Genomic DNA, 20743 nt, shown 5'->3' on the forward strand with positions numbered 1-20743 from the left:
GTTGGGGTTTGGGCTGATATAGCGCCTCCCGAAGCCCATCCTATACCGAGGGGGGGTTAGGGTCGCAACCCGCGGGGATCGGCCCATTTTTTTCGCAACTGCTCACGGTATACGCCGAGCCAGAGCAGACCCACGGCGGCCGGCGAATTGGGGATTTTTCCCGCCTCCCACATGGCGAAGGCCTCGGTGAAGGGCAGGGTGAAAACGCGAATATCCTCGTGTTCGTCATCCAGACCGTGCACCCCGCCGGCCTTGGTGGCGTCCACCCGGGCGCAAAACATGTGGAACCGTTCGCAGCAGAAGCCCGGCGTGGAATAGGTCATGCCGATCGGCAGCAGGTCGCCGATGGCCTCCAGTCCGCTTTCTTCCTTCAGCTCGCGCCGACCGACATCCTCGATCGCCTCGCCGTCCTCGATCAGGCCGGCGACGACCTCGACCATCCAGGCGGGATCGTTGTTGAACAGCGCCGATGTCCGGAACTGTTCGATCAGCACGACTTCATCGCGTTCGGGATCGTAGGGCATGATGCAGACTGCATCGCGCCGCCACACCACCTCGCGATCGATCTCTTCGCTCATGCCGCCATTGAACAGGCCGTGGCGGAGATAGATTTTGTCGACCTTGAGATGGCCGCGGAAGAGGGCTTCCTGTCGGGTGACTTCCACCGGCATCGGCTGCTGGCTGGTGTCTAGCGGCTTGCGCATGGCATCGGTCCCTGATTCTGGAGACTGCGGAGAAAATCGGTCTTCTGGTGGCGCTGCCATGTCGACAATCGCCAGTCGGCGCTGGAAGCAGGCAGGGCGCCGCGCGCCGGCAGAAACACCAGCGCAAGCTGGCTGCCGGCATCGGATGGTTTTGTTTCCGCCTGCCCACACAGGTGCTGCACAGGCAACCGTCGGGCCAGGTATTCTGGTCCTTCATAATTGGCCAGTCGGGCGGCATCCCGGGGTCGAGCTGCGTGGAACGGCAGGCCATCGACCACGCCGCCCGGCGCCCGGATCAGGACCGGGTAGCTGTGGCCCAGAGCCTGCTTGCGCCGGTAGCCGTGCAGGCGGGCCGGCTGCAACTGGCGCGGGCTGGGCCGATAGCCGAGAATCAGGCTCTGGACGTCCGGATCGCACAGGGTGCCATAAAAGAAATACTTCATGGGGTGGCTGGCTTGACCTGTCTGGGGAATGATCCACATTGCGAAGACTTGCGTATATTAACCGTGTAGTTGAGAGAGCGGAATTCCTCAAAGATCATGGCTGTGACCAACCTAGGCCCGACCCCGGAGACTCGTCTCCCGGAACATCATATTCCGGGCGAGTTGCTGCTCGATTACGCCAGCGGCAATTTGGCGGAATCATGGTCGCTGGTGGTCGCCTGCCATCTGACGCTCTGCCCCCATTGCCGCCGCGAGCTGGCGACCATGGAACGTGCCGCCGGCAGCCTGCTTGAGGCTGCCCCTGCGGAAGCGGTCCACACGGCCGGTTTCGAGGCCATCGCCGGCCGGCTGGGTCCGCAGGAACCCGCCGGTGCCGCTCTGATTCCTGGTCCGGGCCGCATCCCGAAGCCGCTGCATGATTATCTGGTGCGCGGCATCGACGACATTCCCTGGCGCTGGAGCGGTGCCGGGCTGCATTCCTACGCCCTGCCGGTGACCCGCTCGAAGGGCGGCATGGTCAGCCTGCTCAAGATCGCGCCCGGAACGGGCATGCCGCTGCATACCCATCGCGGCGAGGAAATGACCCTGGTGCTCAGCGGTGGCTTCAACGACGAAGCCGGCGAATTCCGGCGCGGTGATGTGGAAGTGGCTGATGGCGGCATCGTCCATCGTCCCGTCGCGATGCTGGACCAGCCCTGCATCGCGCTGGCCGTCACCGATGCGCCGCTGAATTTCAGCGGGCCGTTTGGCTGGGTTCTGAACCAGTGGGCAAGGCTTTCGGCCTGATCGGCCGACGTCGCTAGCTCTTGCTGAAGCCGTATTGCATGACGTCGATGGTGCCGGCGTTGAAGCCGCCCTCGCAATAGGCGAGGTAATAGCGCCACATGCGGCGGAAGCGTTCATCAAACCCGAGCAGCCGGCTTTCCAGCGCGCGGATTTGCGGCCAGGCGGCCTCGAAGCGGCGATGCCAGTCGTTCAGCGTGCGCGCGTAATCGCGGCCGAAGCTGAAGGCGTCGGCGATCTGCAGGCCGGCCGCGTTGGCTTGCCTGGCGATCATGTCGGGCGAAAGCAGCATGCCGCCGGGGAAGATATGCGCCTGGATGAAATCCATGGTGCCGCGATAGTCGTCGAAAAACTTGTTGTCGATCACGATGGCCTGGATGCCGGCGCGGCCCTGCGGCAGCAGGCGGTCGCGCAACTGGCTGAAATAGGTCGGCCAGTATTTTTCGCCCACGGCCTCGATCATCTCGATGGAGGCGATGGCGTCATACTGCCCGGTCAGGTCGCGATAGTCGCGCAGTTCGATGGTGATGCTGTCACCCAATCCTTCACGCTGCACCCGTGCCTGCGCATAGTCGTGCTGCTCGCGGCTGATGGTGACGGCATGCACCTTGGCGCTGAACTCGCGTGCGGCCACACAGGCAAAGCCGCCCCAGCCGCAGCCGATCTCCAGCACGCGCTGGCCCGGCTTGAGCTGCAGGGTCTCGCCGGCCAGCCGGCGGTATTTGTTGAACTGGGCTTCTTCCAGGCTCTCGTCGCCGCGATGCCACAGCGCCGAGGAATAGGTCATCGAGCGGTCGAGCCAGTGGCCGTAGAAGTCGTTGCCCAGATCATAGTGATAGGCGATGTTGCGCTTGCTGCCGCGCTTGCTGTTGGCGGCGAAGGCAAAGCCGATGCGGCGTAGCGCCCGCAGCCAGGGTTTGCCCATCAGGGTGGAATCCAGCCCGCTGTTGAGGCAGGCCCACTCGGTCAGCGCGCCGAGATTGTCGCAATCGTAATCGCCGTCGATATAGGCCTGGCCGACGGCGAGGTTGCCGCCCAGCAGCAGTCTCTTCGCCAGCCGCTGGTTGTTCACATGCAGTTTGGCAGCGGGACCGGGCTGGGTGCCATGAGCCTGCAGGGCGCGGCCATCGGGCAGGGTGATGGTGATGCTGCCGTGGCTGATGCGCGCCGACAGCGACAGCATCAGGCGCATCCAGCGGGTCAGGCCGGGCAGGTGCCGCACATCCTGCGGCGACCGGACCACCAGCGGCTCGGCTGAAGAAGGGTGAGCAATGCGGGGATGCGCAAGCCGGGCGTGCACAGCTTCAGCGGCGACTTCGATTGCAGCTTCACCCAGGGTCGACTTGCGATCAACAAACGCTTCAGTCATGCAATGCTCCGTCACGCTTTCTCGTGTTTTGGTCGGCCGGCCGAGACAGGATCGTGCGGCGGCGCCGTCCAGCGGAAGAAGGCTGCGCCCTTGCGCCAGAGCTGCAGGGCCTCCCAGTGGATGCCGGCAACGATTTTTACGGTCATCAGCGGATGGCGGATGAAGGCCTTCAACAGACTGTGATCGGACAGCGCTTCATGACGGCCGGTCTGGGTGGCGATCAGCTGCAGCGCGCCGCCCTCGCCATGCTGGTGGATCACGATGCCGATCTTTTCGCCGGGTGGCAGCAGGCGAAAATGATATTCGCCACTGAGCGGCAGGAAGGGCGAGACATGGAAGCGCTTGGCCACGCTGTGCTCCAGCGGCGCGCTGTTACGCTGCGCCGGAATCTCGATCAGATAGGTGTGCTGGTCGCCGAAAGTGTTCTTCACTTCATACAGTACGGCGCGCAGGCGCTCGGCCGCGTCGTAGCAGAAGAAGACACTGAGCGGATTGAAGACATGGCCGAACAGGCGCGGGAAGCAGAAGATGCGGATGCGCGCCGCTGCCTCACTCAGGCCCTCGCGTGCCAGTGCCGCCTCCACCCAGGGGCGCAGCGGCGATCCATCGCGCGGGCCATGATCGCGGTCATGAAAGCCGAGCAGGCCGAAGCGGTTGTAGCTGAGCAGGCGCGAGCCCGCGGCGATCTGCGGTAGCCGGTCGATATCCAGCAGCAGCGAGAAAACGCGGTAGTCGAACCTGTGCCGGAAGGGCAGCAGGCGCTCGTGCATCACCCGGCAGCGGTAGAGACTGGCATCGGGCAGAGAGAGCGTTGTCATGCTCAGCCCGCTGCCGCCAGATCGGGCGCGACGACCGGCATCGCGAAGGGATCGGCGACGCCAAGGCCGGCCGCCACATTGAGACCGGCGGTGAAGCCGTCCTCGTGGAAGCCGTATTTGCACCAGGCGCCGCAGAACCACATCCGGTGGCGTCCCTGGATTTCGCCCATGCGCGTCTGCGCCTTCACGGCCCAGCGGTCGAACAGCGGATGCTCGTAGGAAAATTCGGCGAAGACCTTGTCCTTCGCCGGCTCCTGGATCGGATTGAGCGTGACGAACAGCGGATGGCGCTCGTCAATCGACTGCAGCTTGTTCATCCAGTAGGTGAGGCCGACGCGGCGTTGCAGGTCGCGGCGCGGTTCCGACAGATAATTCCAGCTCGACCATACGCTGCGCCGCACCGGCATCAGCGCCGGATCGCGATGCAGCACCGCGCGGTTGGGCTGGAAGCGGAAGCTGGACAGGATGTCGCGTTCGGTAGCCGTCGCCTGATCGCCGAGCAGGCGCAGCGCCTGATCGCCATGGCAGGCCAGCACGATCTGGTCGAAGCCATGACTGCCGCTGGCGGTCACTACAGTGGCGTCTTCAGCATTGCGGCGCACGGCCTGCACTGGCGTGTTCAGATGCAGCGCAAAGCGGCGGTCGGCCAGCAGGCGGCGCACATATTCGCGGCTGCCGCCTTGCACGGTGTACCATTGCGGCCGGTCGTTGACGCTGAGCAGGCCGTGGTTCTTGAAGAAGCGCGCGAATGTCTCGGCCGGGAAGTCCATCATGCCGGCCAGCGGCGTCGACCAGATCGCGGCACCCATGGGCAGCAGGTAGTCCAGCATGAAGCCGTCGCCATAGCGGCCCAGGCTGAGATAGTCGCCCAGCGACAGTCCCGCCATGCGGCCGGATTCAAGATCGGCGATGGCGGTGGCGTTGAAGCGCAGGATGTCGCGGCACATGCGATAGAAACGGGGGCGCAACAGGTTGCGCTTCTGCGCGAACAGCGTGGCGAGGCTGCTGCCGCTCCATTCGAGCTGGCCGGGCTTTTGCGCATCGCCCACCGTGATGGCGAACGACATTTCGCTCTTGATCGCCGGCACCTTCAGGTGCTCGAACAGCTTTGTGAGATTCGGGTAGTTCCAGTCGTTGAAGACGATGAAGCCGGTATCGACCGGAATGGCGGTGCCGTCATAGTCGACCACCGCGGTGTTGCTGTGGCCACCAGGATAGGCGTTGGCTTCAAAGACGGTGACGTCATGCTGCCGGGACAGCGCCCAGGCCGTTCCCAGTCCGGCGATCCCTGCGCCGATGACGGCGATGCGTTGCCGCCGTTCGTTGTCGGTCCGACTCATTCAGCCCCCGCTGCCTCTCGAATATCATTGCGTAAAGCGGCGAAGGCCGCCAGTGCTGCTTTGCGGGCCTCGTTGTGATCGACCAGCGGCTCGGGGTAGTCGCGCCCGAGTCTCAGGCCGGCCGCCGCCATCACTTTTTCAGGCGCCATCCAGGGCTGATGGATGTATTTGTCGGGCAGCGCCGCGATCTCGGGCACCCAGCGCCGCACATAGAGGCCCTGGCTGTCGAATTTCTCACCCTGAAGGGTGGGATTGAAGATGCGGAAATAGGGCGCGGCATCGGCGCCCGAACCGGCGACCCACTGCCAGCTCGCAGAGTTGTTGGCGAGATCGGCATCGACGAGCGTGTCCCAGAACCAGGCCGCACCGCGCCGCCAGTCCTGCCGCAGATGTTTCACCAGGAAAGAGGCCGTGATCATGCGTACGCGGTTATGCATCCAGCCCGTATGCCAGAGCTCGCGCATGCCGGCGTCAACGATGGGATAGCCGGTGCGGCCTTCCTGCCAGGCGGCGAGCAGGCTCTTGCGATTGTCCCAGGGAAAACTCTCGAACTCCTCGCGGAAGCTGCGCACGGGCAGGGCGGGAAAATGGAACAGCAGATGATGCGAGAATTCGCGCCAGCCCAGTTCAGCCAGAAATTTCTCTGCGTTGCGCCCGATGCCGAAGCCGCCCTTGTCGGCCTGATGCCGGATCGCCTGCCAGATCTGGCGCGGACCGATCTCGCCGAAATGCAGATGCGGCGAGAGCCCTGAGGTCAGCGCGCGATCCGGCCGGTCGCGGCCATCGGCATAGCCATGCAATGCGCCATCGAGGAAGGCTTTCAGCTTTGCGGCCGCGGCGTCTTCGCCGGGCGTCCAGTGATCGCGCAGGCCATGCGCCCAGTCCGGCATGAGCGGCAGCAGTTGCCAGTCGGCCAGCGTCTCGCTGTCGAGGCGATGCGGCCAGCGTTCGATCCTGTCCGGCGCGCGTTGTGGCAGTTCCGGATCGGGCAGGGTGCGGCAGGCGCGCCAGAAGGGCGAGAAGACCTTGAACCAGCCGCCGGCCTGCGTCTTCACCGTCCAGGGTTCGAACAGCAGCGCGGCATTCTGCGTCTCGACCGCGACGCCATGATCCTTCAGCACGGCCTTGATGTCGGTGTCGCGCGCGATCGCCGCCGGTTCGTAGCAGCGGTTCCACAGCGCGCAGCCGGCACCGGTCTCGCGCACGAGGGCTGGCAGGATGGCGCGCGGATCGCCGCTACGCAGCACCAGCGGGATGCCATAGCGCGCGTTCAGTGCGGCGGCGAGTTTTGCCAGACTGTGATGCAGCCACCAGCGGCTGGCGCCACCCAAGGACGATTCCGGGCTCCAGGTCTTGCTCGCAGTATCGAGGATATACAGCGCGATGACCGGACGACCGCCGGCGGCGGCCTGCGCCAGCGCCGGATTGTCATGCAGGCGCAGGTCCTGGCGGAACCAGAGGATGGCGGGAGAGGAGGATGAGGACATGCCGTGCCGTATCTGCTGTGCGCCGCAGCCGGAAATCGCTGCGGTGTTCGCTTTTTGATACGCAAGGCTGGAGGAAGCGGATCACCGTCGGCACGGCTCCGCTGTGGTTCGCTATGGTCCGGTGACGGTGGTCACCACGGTCTCGTGAACGGCGTGTTACCGGCCGCTGTTGCCGTCGGTATCGCGCTCGAGCAGGCGCAGCGCCAGCGAGGCGGCCTGGGTGCGGTTGAACACCTGCATCTTGGTGAAGATCTGGCGCAGATGCGCCTTCACGGTCACTTCCTGCACGCCCAGCCGGATGGCGATGGCCTTGTTGGAGTCGCCCTGGCTGACCCATTTCAGCACCTCGCGCTCGCGGTCGGTCAGCGCCGCCAGACGCGGATCGGCTTCCGAGGTGGCGAGCGGACGCGGCGGCGTATCGTCGCCGGCGTCGAGTTCCTGACGCAGGCTGCGCAGCAGTTCGCGGTCGTCGGCGCCGTTGCGGGCGCGTTCGGCCAGGTTGGCGAACTTGGCGGCGGCGATATAGCTGGGCAGGAATTCCTCATACAGCCGCAGCGCCTTCACCACGGTGAGGATCATGCTCTGCTGCGTGATTTCGGTCTTTTCCTTGTAGTCGTTGATGCCGTGGTTCGACACCACGGTCAGCGGCGGCGCCTGACCCGGCTGGCCGGTGCGGATCACGATCTGCGTCGACTTGTTGGCCAGGTCGGTGCGGATGAAATCGACCAGCGCCAGACCGGCATGCTCGGTCTCCATCACCACATCCAGCAGCACCAGCGCGATATCGGGATTGTCGCGCATCACGTCGCGCGCCTCGGTGGCCGAGAAGGCGCTGAGGAAATTCAGGCCGCGCTTGCGATAGTTGAAATTGCGCAGCAGCAGTTTGGTCAGCGAATGCACGTCGGGCTCGTCGTCGACGATCAGTACCTTCCAGAATCGCGCGCCGCCGCCGGGCGGACGGGTGTCGTCGCGCCGGTCGGACTTCTCGTCGACAAAGTGAAGCGAAGGTTCCAAAGCTGCTGCCTTCCGTGTGCCGCCTATTGTAGCGGATCATCGCGCAAAAGATACGCCGGGCAGATGAGACCTTAAGCCTGGAATTGGTTCAGCCAACCTTGATGCGCGGCTGCAGGCGGGTATCGCCGGGCTGCAGCAGGCGGCCGTCGGCGGCGCGCAGTTCCAGGTTCCGCACGCGCGCCCCGGTCTCGCGGTCGACCAACTCCACCGGGCAATCGTCATCGGGGAACTGGTAGGTCTCGCCCCATTCCCGCATCGCGACCAGCACGGGGAAGAGGGCGCGGCCCTTGTCGGTCAGAGCATAGTGCTTCCAGGCGCTGCCATCGGCAGCCGGTGCGGTGTCGAGGATGCCCTGCGCCACCAGGCCGCGCAGGCGGGTGGTCAGGATGTTCTTGGCCAAGCCCAGGCTTTTCTGGAAATCCCCGAAGCGGCGCGGGCCGCCCAGGGCATCGCGCACGATCAGCAGCGACCACCAGTCGCCCACCACGTCCAGGGTGCGGGCGATGGGGCAGTCGGCATCTTCCAGGCTGGTCCGTTTCATCGGCAGGTCCTTTCCCGGGGGCAGGGCGCGGAGGCTGGCGGTCCTGTGAGGGCCGTCACGCGGCAATTGGTTGCAATATAAAACCATGAGGGGTAAGTCTCAAGTGTGGTTTTATCATTAAACCAATAACTGGAGGCATCCCATGAGGCTCAAGAACAAGACGGCGCTGATCACCGGCGGCAACAGCGGCATCGGCCTGGCGACCGCCAGGGCCTTCATCGCCGCGGGCGCCCGCGTCGCCATCACCGGCCGCAACAAGGCCACGCTCGACGCCGCGCTGGCCGAACTGGGCCCCAACGCCATCGCGCTGCAGGCCGATGCCACCGATATCGCCGCCACCGAACGGGCGGTGGGCGAGGCAGCGAAGGCTTTCGGCAAGCTGGATATCGTGTTCGCCAATGCCGGCATCATCAATCGCACGCCGCTGGGCGGCAGCGCGTTGGAGGCTTTTGAGGCCGTGCTGCGCACCAACATCACCGGTGTCTTCTTCACCGTGCAGGCCGCGATGCCGCATCTGAACGATGGCGCCTCGATCATCCTGAACGGTTCGGTGATGTCGCAGATGGGCTCGCCCGGTTCCTCGGCCTATGCCGCCAGCAAGGCCGGTGTGCGCGGCATGGCGCGCGTGATGGCCTCTGAACTGGCACCACGCGGCATCCGCGTGAATGTTGTCTCGCCCGGCGCGACGCGCACGCCGATCTGGGATGGCTCGGCGCCGACGCCGGAAGCCAAGGTGCAACTGGAGAAGCGGCTGGCCGGCATCATCCCGCTCGGCCGTCTGGGCGAGGCCGACGAGATTGCGAAGACCGTGCTGTTCCTCGCGTCTGACGATGCCTCTAATGTCAACGGCACGGAGATATTCGTCGATGGCGGCACCAACGGTGCGCCGGTGGGCGGCCCGGTCTTCCGGGGCTAGGGGATTGCACAGGGTCCGGGCCGCCACAGCAAGACAACGCAGGCGGCCCGGCCTGGTTTTCGGCATCCGGGGAACTTCAAGCTTGGCCGTACGTAATACGTCCATGCTGATGCAAAGAAAGCCACGTGTCGTGGCCATGGGAAGTGTGCGGGCGGAATATCCGGGGCAGGCGCCTCTGCTGACGCTTGAGCAGAATGACCGGATCGCTGAACTGGCCCGCCGTGCCGGCCTGACTCAGGAAGAGATGACCCGGCGGCTGGTTGCCGCCGCGCAGCCTTCGATCGACAAGGTCATCGACGCCGCCCTGCGGCTGATGGTCATGCAGATGGAATCGACAGGCAGCATCGATCACTGACACTTCGGCCGGCGCCGTAACATCCGGGATGTGTGATCGGGAATACTCGGCAGCAACCCTGGAGAGCCCGATGAAACGCCACGTCATCCGCGTCGAACCGTTATCCACCTGGCTGGAGCGCTGGAAGGCGCCGACCTCGGCCGTCACCCGCCATGGCGACACCATCTATGTCTCGGGTTTTCCGCCCTTCGATCCGGAAACCGGCGAGGTGGTGGATGCGCCGATCGAGCGCCAGACCGAACTGGTGCTGGAACAGCTCAAGCTCTGCGTCGAGACCGCGGGTTCATCGCTGGAGAATGTGCTGAAGTGCAATGTGTATTGCACGTCGGTCGACATGTTTCCCGTGGTGAACGCGATCTATGCGCGCTACTTCCCCAAGGACCCGCCGGCGCGCATCTTCGTCAACGTGCCGGCCTGGCCGGGCCATTTCGACATCGAGATCGACTGCATTGCAGCCATCTAGACCTGCGCCGACGTTACTGCAGGCGCGCGGTCAGGATCTTGAAGCCGGCATAACCAAAGGCCAGCGCGAAGACACCCTCGAACCAGCGCCGCAGCTTCAGATACACGCGCACCGCAGGGGCACTCGAAAACAGCATCGCATAGCCATGGAACACCAGCGTGCTCTGCACCGCCACGGCGGTGATGATGGTGAGCAGGGTGAGGGGCGAGGCCTGCGCCGGTACGCCTACCGCATAGAGCGAGCCGAAGAAGAGGATCGCCTTCGGGTTGGTCAGATGCAGCGCCAGTCCGCTGGCATAGGCGCGCTTCAGCGACGTGTAGGTCGTGTCCTTGATCGTGGCATCGCCGGGCTTCAGCGCCGAGCGTGCCGACTTGAACGCGAGGAAGATCAGGTAGCCAGCGCCGAAATAACGCATCAGCTCGAAGACCCAGGCATTGGCCAGCATCACCGCGCCCAGGCCGAAGGCGGCGGCCGTCGACCACATCAGCGAGCCGGTGCTGACGCCGGATGCCATCGCGAAGGCATAACGCCGGCCGGAGGTCATCGCCGTGCCGGCGATGTTGAGCGTGGCCGGGCCCGGGCTGCCGGTGGCGAGCAGGGCAGCGAGAAGGATAAGTGGGAGGTTGATATCGTCGAGCATGGGGCAAGCTTCGTTGGCGGCAGAACAACGATCAAGTGCAAACTTGTACCGCTACAATGCGTCGTGATTGCGCATCCCACTGTCGCTTCTTGATTATTACCTTATAGCTATTATGGATATTCTTCCGACAGTCTTTCGCGCTCTCGGATAGCGGAGGCATACCTGCGACGGAATTCTTCTTCCTCATTACCAATCAGCGGGGTTCGGTCTAATGAAAAAGTTTGCCCTCTGAGGACGTCTAGAATGCGGAACTCTTCAGGCGGGACATCAGGTAAAGCCTGAGTAAGCAACCAGAGGCCTAATCGAGCAGCTTCATCTGACAGAACAGGAGTTGGAGCGAAGTACGGATATACGACACGCTCAGTGTTTAGCCCGTCTCTGACTGAAAGAATGTTGTCAACTTTGACGATGGCAGTCAGGCCTGGAAATGGAAAATGCGCTTTCAATGTTTGACCTGGCCGAAATGGCAGGTTGGTCCAACGACGTCGCTGATTCCACCATAATAAAAATCCATCTCTAAGTCGGCGATATAAATTCGTTCTGCGTTGATTGGCTGCAATGCGGCCATCGACTAAATCGCGAAGGTCAGCGATGGAAAAAACATGGTCTTTGGCGTCAGCCCAGAAAGGCGCATAGAAATCGCCGCCTGCTGTATTTTGCCCGGCCGCTTTCGCTCTCTCTTCTCGAATATCGGCACGCAAAGCCGACTGACGTTCATTCGGTTGGAGAAAGAGTATCTTTAGAAGCTTACGAAGATGAATGCGGTCAAGTGCCATGATGCTTCCCTATGCGGTGCATCATCGATCAATTAAAAATAGCTTTTCAATGGAAAATGTATCTATGCGCTGAATGTCAGAGTCAGCTGCATACGATACGAATAACTGGGCCGAGTGCAGACTAATTATTTTTAAGTTTGGTCTATGCACTTACGTGAGCAAGATGGCATTTTCAATTTTTGTTTGTTTAGTTGACAGATGCTCAGCACGGAGAGTTTTCCTGTGAAATTATATTCTTTTGCTTCTGAAAACCTTACCAATATCTGGGCTGGGATTGGTGCCGGAATGTGGGCTGTGGGTGAGAGTAAGGATCCTGTTTTCGTGAAGGGGCGCAATACAAAAGCGGCTCGCATGCCTATTGGCGCTTTAGGCATTCTTTATTGCAATGACACGGGTAGCCTCACAGTGCCCTTCGTAGTCTATTCCAAAGCTAACCTTGAGTGCACCGAGACAGAGGTATGGTCGAAGCCTTGGGTGCTTCCATTCGCGATTAGGCCTTTAGGCACGCCGCGTCGACAGTTATCTCGTAAGCGTGCCGGAGAGGTCATTCCCTCTATGGCCAGCAAGTCCTTTGGGAAGCTTTTTCTGGTGCAAGGCCAGTTTGCGTTCCAGGCAACCGATGTGACGGATGCTGACTGGGCCGCCCTTATTAAAGAGCTTGCAGCTTAGAAGCGGCTGCTCTATCCACCTGTCTCTCTCATAAGCGATCTTGGTCAGGGGCTCGATACACCAGTATCGGACGCCACGTGATATGCGAATCCTGTTGCCGCTGCGATGCAGCGGGTGATGAAGTGTGGCGATGTTTTGGAAATACTGGCTCCGAGGGAGGGATTCGAACCCCCGACCGGGCGATTAACAGTCGCCTGCTCTACCACTGAGCTACCTCGGATCAGTGCGGGCGGAACCTAACCACCCGGGCCCCGCGCCGCAAGTCCCCAAGATGACTACCTGTTCAAAAATTTCGCGGTAGTACCGGTGTCCCGCCGAACCCGCTTTTCCCCTTGCGCGCCAGATGCTAAGCGGGAGGTGAGGGAGCCGCAAAACATGAAAATGACCAAGGCCGAACTGGAAGCCTTTCTCGACAGTGAATTCCCGCAGATGCGGCCGATGCGGATGCGAATCGAACACTGGGACGGTGTCACCATGCGGCTGACCATTCCGATCGGCGAGCAGCATCTGCGGCCGGGCGGCACGGTCTCGGGTCCGGCGATGATGACGCTGGCCGATTGCGCCGCCTATCTGCTGATCCTGGGCCTGATCGGGCCGGTGGCGCTGGCCGTCACCACCAACCTGAACATCAATTTCCTGCGCAAGCCGGGCCTGGGCGACCTGACCGCCGAGGCCACCATGCTGAAGCTGGGCAAGACGCTGGCCATCACCGAGATCAGCCTGACCTCGGCCGGGGTGGATGGCCCGGTGGCCCATTCGGTGCTGACCTACGCCATTCCGCCCGCGCGGGCTTGATCTGCGGCAAATTGTTCCTATTTTGTTCCTTATGGTTGTGACGGTTCGCCGGCTAAACCCGGGGAACCAGAAACAAAGCAAAACGAACGTCTGCGAAGCGCAATGAAGGCTCGGCAACCAGCCCGACGTGCTGCGAAAGCAGACGAGCGTCTGTGAAGCCGGAAGACGCAGTTCAACCGGGCGGAAAGCGGCCTGGAGGAGGGTGGTTGAGGGGCGCACCGGGCAAGTGATTGGATAATCCCGTAAGCCTTTGATTTATATATGCTGACGTGAAGGTATTATAATACCGCTGCGTAAATACATGATTTCCCGTGCTGATCCCGTTTGACAGTGCGGCAAAAATCCTCATAGTGCGCCCCGATCCGTCCGCCGGCCTGTCCGTCGGGCAACTCTACCCGTTAGGAACCGTGATGAAGACCTTCACTGCCAAAGAGTCCGAAGTGGACAAGAAGTGGCTGCTGATTGACGCGGACGGCCTGGTGCTGGGGCGGCTTGCCTCCCTGATCGCCATGCGTCTGCGCGGCAAGCACAAAGCGATTTTCACCCCGAACTGCGACACCGGTGACAACATCATCGTCATCAATGCGGAGAAGGTGCGCGTCACCGGCCGCAAGGAATCGCAGAAGGTGTTCTACTGGCACACCGGTCATCCGGGTGGCATCAAGGGCCGCACCATCGGCGAGGGCCTCAATGGCCGCTTCCCCGAGCGCGTGATCCTGAAGGCCGTCGAGCGCATGCTGCCGAAGGAGAGCCCGCTGGCTCGCCGTCAGCTTGGCAAGCTCAAGGTCTACAAGGGCACCGCCCATCCGCATGAGGCACAGCAGCCGGTCAAGCTGGATGTCGCCGCCCTCAATCCGAAGAACAAGAGGAACGACTAATGGCTGAGTCCCGCACACTCGCCGATCTGAGCCTGGGCAACGCGCAAGCTGCCGTTGCCACCAAGGCCGTCGTTGAAGAACGCAAGGTTGACAAGCTGGGTCGCGCCTATGCGACCGGCAAGCGCAAGAACGCCATCGCCCGCGTCTGGATCAAGCCCGGCTCGGGCAAGTTCACCGTGAACGGCAAGGAGAGCAACGATTACTTCGCTCGCCCCGTGCTGCGCATGCTGCTCGCCCAGCCGATGATCGTCACCAACCGCGCTGGTCAGTTCGACGTCATGGCCACTGTGGTCGGCGGCGGTCTGTCCGGCCAGGCCGGTGCGCTGCGTCACGGCATTTCCAAGGCGCTGACCTACTTCGAGCCGGCGCTGCGTCCGGCGCTCAAGGCTCAGGGCTTCCTGACCCGCGACAGCCGCGTCGTCGAGCGTAAGAAGTACGGTAAGCCGAAGGCCCGCCGCAGCTTCCAGTTCTCGAAGCGCTAATCGATCCGCTGTCTCAGGCAGCGATACGAGAGGGCCGGAGCAATGCTCCGGCCCTTTTTCTTTGTTGCGTCTGGTTTGCAGCCTTATGCAGCGCGCATGTCCTACACATTTGCGTGTCACCCTTGAGAGTTATGGCTGCTGTTGAGACAACCTGCGCAATATCCGGGTGAGACGGGAGCCCAGACTGCCATGAGTCCTGAAAGCGCCTTTGCCCTTGTCGTACCGGCCATGCTGGTGCTGCTGGCGACCGGTGCCCTGGCTGCGCATATCGAGAAAGCGGTCTATCAGCTGGCCGCGTCCGATCTGTCGAACGAAGCCACCAGCGCCGCCATGCTCGAAAGCCGGTTCTCCAAGAGCCGCATGGAATTCGCGCGCCTGCGCGACGAGCGCGCGCGTCTGGAGGAAGAGCTGAGCCAGATGCAGAAAGAGCGCGCCAGCCTCGCCGACCAGGAGCGCCAGCTCGCCGACCGCACCAAGAATTTCGCCACCGAGGCAAATTATCCGACCCCGGGTTCGACCGGCTATTACTTCAAGATCGAGGGGCCGACATCGGAGATGCCCTTCGCCGGCATCGCCTCGCAGGCGACGGCGCTGGGCGGCAAGCGTCAGGTGCGCCTGATCGTCTGGGGCATGGGCATGGCCGAAGCGCAGAGCATGGCGATCAACTGGGCCGGCAATGACGGCAAGATCATCCTGACCCGCGAATTCGCCGGCAAGCTGTTCTGGCATGAAGCCTGATCATGGGTGACATCCTCACCATTCTGGGCGGACTGATGGCGCTGCTGCTGGCGGGCCTGGCGGCGGTGATCGCCATCGACCGCGCCCGCATGGGTCTGCGCCGTGCCGAGAACGAGAAGCTGGGGCGCCGTCAGCGCCAGCACGAACTGACCCGGCGCCTGGAACAGCTCGACAATGCCATCGCCGAGCAGAAGAGCGCCATCGTCAATGTCGAGCGCGACCTGAACAAGGCGACGCGCGAGAACGACGCCTTGCGCCAGCAGCTCGACAGCACCCAGCATGTCTTCAACTACACCATCGTGCCGCTGGACAGCCGCGACATGTATGCCCGCGTCTTCCGCTTCACCGCCCGCCATCCCGGTCTTGGCGGCGATGCGCGCGAACCCGATCCGGTGGCCCAGTGGGATCAGGGCCGCCTGTACGCCGTCGCGGCATCCAACCTGACCGAAGCCCGCTCCGGCATCGACCGCCTGCTGCCGCGTCATCGGGGCTTCACTGTGGTTAACGCGGGCGAGACGGCGACCGAAGGCGAGCGTGAGAAGGCATAAAGCGGCAAACTGCCCGCGATTCGGGCAGATCGGCGACGCTGTATTGCCAACATTTCATTGATTTGCCAGAGGCTTTGCCTGACATTTACCTCAAGGGTAAATGCTTGGAAGGCCGTCGGCATGGATGCCGTCGATATCGTCGCCGCACTGCTGCCATCGCTGGGGATGTTCTTCGCCGTTTCGCTCGGCGCGAACACGCTGGAGCGCTATGTGCAGAACTATGCGCGCGGCCGTTTCGAGCTGGACCGCATCGTCGGCGAGGTGGAGCACGGCCGCGGCCGCATCTCCGAAATCCGCGTGGAATACGAACGCCTGCTCGAAGAGAAGGCCGAGATCGAGCTGCGCCTGTCGGAAAAGCAGACCGCCTATGGCGACATGATGGCGCGCGAGGTGGAGTTCAGCGACCAGCGCTGCATGATGGTTTACGAGATCGGCATCCCACGGCCGCACCAGACCGGCTGGTACGTCAAGCTGATCGGCCCCGAGATGCACGAGATGTTCAGCGGCCCGGGCTCGATGGTGTCGCCATTCCCCGGCCGTCGCGCCGCCCGCCTGATCGTCTGGGGCATGGACAGCGAAGAGGCCGTGCGCCTGCGCACCAAGAAATCCTTCGGTGCGTTGTCCGAGGTGCTGGCGATCCGTCCCTTCAGCGGCAAGCTGAGGCTCGGCGATGTCTGATACCTCGATCACCCAGGTCATCGGCATCCTGGCCGCCGGCGCCAATATCGCCATCGCGGTCGCCATCATCCTGCTGCTGGGCGAACGCAGCCATGCGGCCTGGACACGGGTGCGCCTGCGCGCGGAAGAATTGATCGCGGTCAAGGAGCAGGTTGACCGCAACATCGAGGAAAGCGAACGCGTCGTCCAGAACATGCAGGAAGAGATCGCCACCGTGAAAAACCAGGTGGTGCGCGCCGAGCAGGACCTTGAGGGCCTGGCCCAGCGCCATCGCGACACCGATCTGCCGGTCGGCTATACCGCCACGCCGCTCGATGTGGTCGACCGTCGCTACCGCACCTGGCGCGTCGTCGTGCGCAATGCCGATCTGGGCGCCGATGCTGGCTCCTTCAGCCATCCGTCCCATCGCTGGATCGAAGGCCGTTTCTATGAAGTGCCGGCGCCGAACATGGATTATGCGGTGTCCAGTATGCAGGCCCGTTTCCTGGCGCGTGACGGCTTCACTGTCGAGGCGGCGCCGTTCCGGCAGGCCCTGCCGATCGAGACCGTGGCCGAAGTGGCCTTCTGACGTTACCATGGCGGCCAGCGCCCGGGAGAGGCGCATGGAGGAATGCCATGATCCGTTCGTTCGGCCTCGCTCTTGCGTCCGTCCTTCTCCTTGCCGGTCCCGCCACGGCCCAGCAGGATTATCCCAACCGCACCATTCGCTTTGTCGTGCCGTTCGCCACCGGCGGATCATCCGACATCATCTCGCGCTCGGTCGCCAGCCAGCTCTCGGTGACGATGGGCCAGCAGGTCTATGTCGAAAACAAGGGTGGGGGCGGCGGCAACATCGCCATGGAGGATGTGAAGCGCGCGGCCCCTGACGGTTATACGCTGATCCTCGGGCATATCGGCACGCTGGCGGTCAATCCCGCCATGTATGGCACCAAGCTGCCCTACGACCCGGTGAAGGATTTCCAGCCGGTTTCGCTGCTGGCCATTGTGCCGAACGTGATCGCGGTGAATCCCGCTGTGCCGATCAAAAGCCTCGCCGAATTCGTGAAGGCGGCGAAGGACAAGCCGGGCAAGCTGAACTATGGCTCGGCCGGCAACGGCAGTGCGGGGCATCTGGCCATGGAATATTTCAAGCTGCAGGCTGGCGTCGACCTCGTGCATATCCCGTATCGCGGCACCGGGCCGATGCTGGCCGACCTGCTGGGCGGCCAGCTGGAAGCAACCTTCAACGGCATTCCGCCGATCATCGCGCAGATCAAGGCGGGCAAGCTGCGCCCGCTCGCCGTTGGGTCTGCCGTGCGCGTGCCGGCGCTGCCCGATATCCCGACGATTGCCGAAAGCGGCTATCCCGGTTTCGAGACCTCGCAATGGTATGGCCTGATGGCGCCGGCCGGCACGCCGCGCTCGATCATCGATAAGCTGCAGAAGGAAGTAGCCAAGGCGCTGGCCACAGATGATGCGAAAAAGCGTATCAGCGACGATGGCGGCGTGGTTGCCGGCGGCACGCCGGAAGAATTCGCAGCACTGATCGCCAAGGAGAAAGAACGCTGGGCCAAGGTGGTGTCGACCGCGAAGATTCAGCCGGACTGACGCCCTAGCGGTTCAGCTCGCGCATGCCGCGTTCGAGGCCTTCGAGGGTGAGGGGGAACATGCGATTGTTCATCAGCTGCCGCACCACCTGCACCGAGGGCGTGAAGTCCCAGTATTTTTCCTGCACCGGGTTGAGCCAGATCGCCTTCGGATAGGTGTCCAGCAGGCGCTGCACCCAGACCGCACCGGCTTCCTCGTTCCAGTGCTCGACGCTGCCGCCGGGCTGCACGATCTCGTAGGGGCTCATCGTCGCGTCGCCGACAAAGATGATCTTGTAGTCGTGCTGATAGGTGCGCAGCACCTCATGCGTGGGCATGAATTCGCTGTGGCGGCGACGATTGTCCTTCCACAGCTTCTCGTAGACGCAGTTATGGAAATAGAAGAATTCCATATGCTTGAACTCGGCGCGTGCGGCCGAGAACAGCTCTTCCGTCACGCGGATATGGTCGTCCATCGAGCCGCCGATATCGAACAGCAGCAGCACCTTCACCTTATTGTGGCGTTCGGGTACCAGCTTGATGTCGAGATAGCCGGCATTAGCGGCGGTTGAGCGGATGGTGTCGGGCAGGTCGAGTTCCATCTCCGCGCCTTCGCGGGCGAACTTGCGCAGGCGGCGCATGGCGACCTTGATGTTGCGGGTGCCGAGTTCGACGCTGTCGTCCAGGTTCTTGTATTCGCGCTTGTCCCAGACTTTCACGGCGCGGCGGTTGCGCGACTTGTCCTGGCCGATGCGCACGCCTTCGGGATTGTAGCCATAGGCGCCGAAGGGAGAGGTGCCGGCAGTGCCGATCCACTTGTTGCCGCCCTGGTGGCGATCCTTCTGTTCTTCCAGACGCTGTTTCAGCGTCTCCATCAGCTTGTCCCAGCCGCCCAGCGCTTCGATCTGCGCTTTCTCTTCCTCGGTCAGGACTTTCTCAGCCAGCCGCCGCAGCCATTCTTCCGGAATTTCGGCAGTCACCTCACTGCCGGCCGTGCCGGCGCCGACAAACGACAGCCCGTTGAAGCACTGGCCGAAGACGCGGTCGAACTTGTCGAGGTTGCGCTCATCCTTCACCAGCGCGGTGCGCGCCAGATAGTAGAAATCCTCGACCTTGTATTCCGGTACGCCCTTGTCCATCGCCTCGACGAGAGTCAGGTATTCCCGCAACGAGGCGGGCACCTTGGCCTTGCGCAGTTCGAGGAAGAAGTTGATGAACATCGGGCTGCTCCCTGATGTCTAGCCGCGTTCGCGACGCGCCAGGAAGGCCAGGCGCTCGAACAGATGCACATCCTGTTCGTTCTTCAGCAGCGCGCCAGCCAGTAGCGGGATCAGCTTGCCCTGGTCCTTGGTGCGCAGCGCGTCGGCCGGCAGGTCCTCGGCCATCAGTAGCTTGAGCCAGTCGAGCAGCTCGGACGTGGAGGGCTTCTTCTTCAGGCCGGGCGTTTCACGGATATCGTAGAAGACGTTGAGCGCATCGCGCACCAGGTTCTTCTGCACGCTCGGGTAATGCACCTCGATGATCTCTTCCATGGTCTCGCGCTCGGGGAAGCGGATGTAGTGGAAGAAGCAGCGACGCAGGAAGGCGTCGGGCAGTTCCTTCTCGTTGTTTGAGGTGATGATCATGATCGGGCGCACGGCGGCCTTCACCGTCTCGCCGGTCTCGTAGACGAAGAACTCCATGCGATCCAGCTCAAGCAGCAGATCGTTGGGGAATTCGATATCGGCCTTGTCGATCTCGTCGATCAGCAGCACGGGGCGCTCGGGGGCGGTGAATGCCTCCCACAGCTTGCCCTTCTTGATGTAGTTGCGGATGTCTTTCACGCGCTCGTCGCCGAGCTGGCTGTCGCGCAGGCGCGACACGGCATCGTATTCGTACAGGCCCTGCTGCGCCTTGGTGGTCGATTTCACATGCCAGGTGAGGAGCGGGGCCTTCAGCGCCTTGGCGATCTCGATGGCCAGCACGGTCTTGCCTGTGCCCGGCTCGCCCTTCACCAGCAGCGGACGCTCCAGCGTGATGGCGGCATTCACAGCCACCTTGAGGTCGTTGGTGGCGACGTAAGACTCTGTACCGGTGAACTTCATTGCAACGTTTCCCACGGGCTTATCGATAGCGATGGAAGACGCTAGGTCGCAGGTCGGTCCCGCGCAAGGCGTGACGTTACGTCAACTGTAAAGGGGAAGAGGCTGGCCTAGTTGGCGGTCTTGTAGTTGACGCAGATCTTGGTCTTCTCGGCCTGGTCGACTGTATCGCCAGTATTGCCGCAGACGCCGGCGGTGGGCTCCTGCGTGTTCACACAGAACAGCGAGCAGTCCTGGCAGACGCCGAACTCCACCGTCTGGTGGCGGGTCTGCAGATCGTGCAGCAGGCGGGTCAGGCCCTTGACCATTTCCGCGCCCAGCTCGTCGGCGATCTCGGTGCTGGCGCGCTCCAGCGTCTGCATCGGGTCATTGCCCAGCATCGTCTGCCCAGCCTCGGTCAGGCAGAGCTCGACCTGGCGGCGGTCGTCGGTCTTCTTGCAGCGGGTGATCAGTCCCTTGCTCTCCAGCGAGATCAGGGTCTGGGAGACGGTCCCCTTGGTGGCGCCGAGATACTCGGCCAGCGCGGTGGGGGAGCGGGAATACTTGTTGGCCTGGGCCAGGAAGCGCAGCGCTTCCCATTGGGCGGGGTTCAGGCCATTGGCGAACTGGAGCTCGCGGGTCAGGCGCCCCAGGCGGTCGAGCAATACGATAACCCTTTGA

Annotated in this window: 26 protein-coding genes and 1 tRNA gene; 13 read left to right on the forward strand and 14 right to left on the reverse strand. The window is 62.9% G+C overall.

The features are described from left to right. Positions 1 to 56: 56 nt before the first annotated feature. Together AC1RRE_RS11255 and AC1RRE_RS11260 are read right to left on the reverse strand one after the other, a co-directional pair. Positions 57 to 704 carry an NUDIX domain-containing protein gene (locus tag AC1RRE_RS11255; protein ID WP_492981227.1) on the reverse strand — a complete coding sequence of 216 codons (648 nt, stop codon included), beginning with the start codon at positions 702 to 704 and terminating at the stop codon, positions 57 to 59. Further along, positions 689 to 1186, reverse strand: coding sequence for a gamma-glutamylcyclotransferase family protein (locus AC1RRE_RS11260; RefSeq protein WP_492981228.1), 498 nt, complete (start codon positions 1184 to 1186; stop codon positions 689 to 691). Before AC1RRE_RS11260 ends, AC1RRE_RS11255 begins: the two co-directional genes overlap by 16 nt. A gap of 57 nt (positions 1187 to 1243) precedes the next feature. On the opposite strand from AC1RRE_RS11260, the gene AC1RRE_RS11265 reads away from it, so the two are divergent. Then, entirely contained in the window at positions 1244 to 1933 is a 690-nt protein-coding gene (locus AC1RRE_RS11265) for a ChrR family anti-sigma-E factor (RefSeq protein WP_492981229.1), read from the forward strand. Positions 1934 to 1946: 13 nt separating this feature from the next. Here the strand turns inward: AC1RRE_RS11265 and AC1RRE_RS11270 are convergent, their stop codons facing one another. The 6 genes from AC1RRE_RS11270 to AC1RRE_RS11295 form a co-directional block, all read right to left on the reverse strand. Next, positions 1947 to 3299, reverse strand: coding sequence for a class I SAM-dependent methyltransferase (locus AC1RRE_RS11270; RefSeq protein WP_492981230.1), 1353 nt, complete (start codon positions 3297 to 3299; stop codon positions 1947 to 1949). 11 nt (positions 3300 to 3310) lie between these two features. Beyond that, positions 3311 to 4117, reverse strand: coding sequence for a DUF1365 domain-containing protein (locus AC1RRE_RS11275; protein ID WP_492981231.1), 807 nt, complete (start codon positions 4115 to 4117; stop codon positions 3311 to 3313). 2 nt (positions 4118 to 4119) lie between these two features. Then, positions 4120 to 5457, reverse strand: coding sequence for an NAD(P)/FAD-dependent oxidoreductase (locus AC1RRE_RS11280; RefSeq protein ID WP_492981232.1), 1338 nt, complete (start codon positions 5455 to 5457; stop codon positions 4120 to 4122). Then, positions 5454 to 6944, reverse strand: coding sequence for a cryptochrome/photolyase family protein (locus AC1RRE_RS11285; protein WP_492981233.1), 1491 nt, complete (start codon positions 6942 to 6944; stop codon positions 5454 to 5456). The genes AC1RRE_RS11280 and AC1RRE_RS11285 overlap by 4 nt, the downstream gene beginning before the upstream one ends. Positions 6945 to 7100: 156 nt before the next feature. Beyond that, positions 7101 to 7958 (reverse strand): LuxR family transcriptional regulator, encoded by an 858-nt coding sequence (locus tag AC1RRE_RS11290; protein WP_492981234.1) that lies wholly within the window; start codon positions 7956 to 7958, stop codon positions 7101 to 7103. Positions 7959 to 8046: 88 nt separating this feature from the next. Then, positions 8047 to 8499: a winged helix-turn-helix transcriptional regulator gene (locus tag AC1RRE_RS11295; RefSeq protein WP_492981235.1), complete on the reverse strand. Its 453-nt coding sequence runs from the start codon at positions 8497 to 8499 to the stop codon at positions 8047 to 8049. Positions 8500 to 8641: 142 nt separating this feature from the next. Between AC1RRE_RS11295 and AC1RRE_RS11300 the strand changes: the two genes are divergently transcribed. The 3 genes from AC1RRE_RS11300 (at position 8642) to AC1RRE_RS11310 (ending at position 10233) form a co-directional block, all read left to right on the forward strand. After that, positions 8642 to 9415, forward strand: a complete 774-nt coding sequence (locus AC1RRE_RS11300; protein ID WP_492981236.1) for an SDR family oxidoreductase — start codon at positions 8642 to 8644, stop codon at positions 9413 to 9415. 130 nt (positions 9416 to 9545) lie between these two features. After that, positions 9546 to 9770, forward strand: a complete 225-nt coding sequence (locus AC1RRE_RS11305; RefSeq protein ID WP_492981237.1) for a hypothetical protein — start codon at positions 9546 to 9548, stop codon at positions 9768 to 9770. A 70-nt stretch (positions 9771 to 9840) separates the two neighbouring features. Then, positions 9841 to 10233 (forward strand): RidA family protein, encoded by a 393-nt coding sequence (locus AC1RRE_RS11310; protein WP_492981238.1) that lies wholly within the window; start codon positions 9841 to 9843, stop codon positions 10231 to 10233. Between the two features lie 13 nt (positions 10234 to 10246). On the opposite strand, the gene AC1RRE_RS11315 is transcribed toward AC1RRE_RS11310, so the two are convergent. Next, complete coding sequence (locus AC1RRE_RS11315; RefSeq protein ID WP_492981239.1) at positions 10247 to 10873, reverse strand: LysE family translocator; 627 nt, start codon at positions 10871 to 10873, stop codon at positions 10247 to 10249. Positions 10874 to 10983: 110 nt separating this feature from the next. Continuing rightward, positions 10984 to 11649, reverse strand: a complete 666-nt coding sequence (locus tag AC1RRE_RS11320; protein WP_492981240.1) for a hypothetical protein — start codon at positions 11647 to 11649, stop codon at positions 10984 to 10986. A 198-nt stretch (positions 11650 to 11847) separates the two neighbouring features. Here AC1RRE_RS11320 and AC1RRE_RS11325 point away from each other — a divergent pair, with 198 nt between their 5' ends. Then, the gene (locus AC1RRE_RS11325) at positions 11848 to 12318 is read left to right on the forward strand and encodes a hypothetical protein (protein ID WP_492981241.1); all 471 of its coding nucleotides are present in this window, start codon (positions 11848 to 11850) and stop codon (positions 12316 to 12318) included. A 145-nt stretch (positions 12319 to 12463) separates the two neighbouring features. Here AC1RRE_RS11325 and AC1RRE_RS11330 read toward each other — a convergent pair. Then, positions 12464 to 12538, reverse strand: a tRNA-Asn gene (locus tag AC1RRE_RS11330). Positions 12539 to 12693: 155 nt separating this feature from the next. Here AC1RRE_RS11330 and AC1RRE_RS11335 point away from each other — a divergent pair. The 8 genes from AC1RRE_RS11335 (at position 12694) to AC1RRE_RS11370 (ending at position 18024) form a co-directional block, all read left to right on the forward strand. Further along, positions 12694 to 13113, forward strand: coding sequence for a PaaI family thioesterase (locus AC1RRE_RS11335; protein WP_492981242.1), 420 nt, complete (start codon positions 12694 to 12696; stop codon positions 13111 to 13113). A gap of 410 nt (positions 13114 to 13523) precedes the next feature. After that, positions 13524 to 13991 carry a 50S ribosomal protein L13 gene (gene rplM / locus AC1RRE_RS11340; RefSeq protein WP_492981243.1) on the forward strand — a complete coding sequence of 156 codons (468 nt, stop codon included), beginning with the start codon at positions 13524 to 13526 and terminating at the stop codon, positions 13989 to 13991. Next, positions 13991 to 14473, forward strand: a complete 483-nt coding sequence (gene rpsI / locus AC1RRE_RS11345; RefSeq protein ID WP_492981244.1) for a 30S ribosomal protein S9 — start codon at positions 13991 to 13993, stop codon at positions 14471 to 14473. The genes rplM and rpsI overlap by 1 nt, the downstream gene beginning before the upstream one ends. Positions 14474 to 14662: 189 nt before the next feature. Further along, complete coding sequence (locus AC1RRE_RS11350) at positions 14663 to 15211, forward strand: hypothetical protein (RefSeq protein WP_492981245.1); 549 nt, start codon at positions 14663 to 14665, stop codon at positions 15209 to 15211. 2 nt (positions 15212 to 15213) lie between these two features. Next, positions 15214 to 15759: a hypothetical protein gene (locus AC1RRE_RS11355; RefSeq protein ID WP_492981247.1), complete on the forward strand. Its 546-nt coding sequence runs from the start codon at positions 15214 to 15216 to the stop codon at positions 15757 to 15759. Positions 15760 to 15879: 120 nt separating this feature from the next. Then, positions 15880 to 16437 (forward strand): hypothetical protein, encoded by a 558-nt coding sequence (locus tag AC1RRE_RS11360; RefSeq protein ID WP_492981248.1) that lies wholly within the window; start codon positions 15880 to 15882, stop codon positions 16435 to 16437. Then, positions 16430 to 17005, forward strand: a complete 576-nt coding sequence (locus AC1RRE_RS11365; protein ID WP_492981249.1) for a hypothetical protein — start codon at positions 16430 to 16432, stop codon at positions 17003 to 17005. The genes AC1RRE_RS11360 and AC1RRE_RS11365 overlap by 8 nt, the downstream gene beginning before the upstream one ends. Before the next feature lie 47 nt (positions 17006 to 17052). Continuing rightward, complete coding sequence (locus AC1RRE_RS11370; protein WP_492981250.1) at positions 17053 to 18024, forward strand: Bug family tripartite tricarboxylate transporter substrate binding protein; 972 nt, start codon at positions 17053 to 17055, stop codon at positions 18022 to 18024. Positions 18025 to 18028: 4 nt separating this feature from the next. Here AC1RRE_RS11370 and AC1RRE_RS11375 read toward each other — a convergent pair whose 3' ends face one another. From AC1RRE_RS11375 to AC1RRE_RS11385, 3 genes are all read right to left on the reverse strand, one after another. Further along, positions 18029 to 19222, reverse strand: coding sequence for a vWA domain-containing protein (locus AC1RRE_RS11375; protein WP_492981251.1), 1194 nt, complete (start codon positions 19220 to 19222; stop codon positions 18029 to 18031). Positions 19223 to 19240: 18 nt separating this feature from the next. Further along, positions 19241 to 20086, reverse strand: a complete 846-nt coding sequence (locus AC1RRE_RS11380; protein WP_492981252.1) for an AAA family ATPase — start codon at positions 20084 to 20086, stop codon at positions 19241 to 19243. A 107-nt stretch (positions 20087 to 20193) separates the two neighbouring features. Continuing rightward, positions 20194 to 20727: a MarR family winged helix-turn-helix transcriptional regulator gene (locus AC1RRE_RS11385; RefSeq protein ID WP_492981253.1), complete on the reverse strand. Its 534-nt coding sequence runs from the start codon at positions 20725 to 20727 to the stop codon at positions 20194 to 20196. Between the last annotated feature and the right edge of the window lie 16 nt (positions 20728 to 20743).

The organism is Ferrovibrio sp. GW821-FHT12D07, assembly GCF_058807275.1.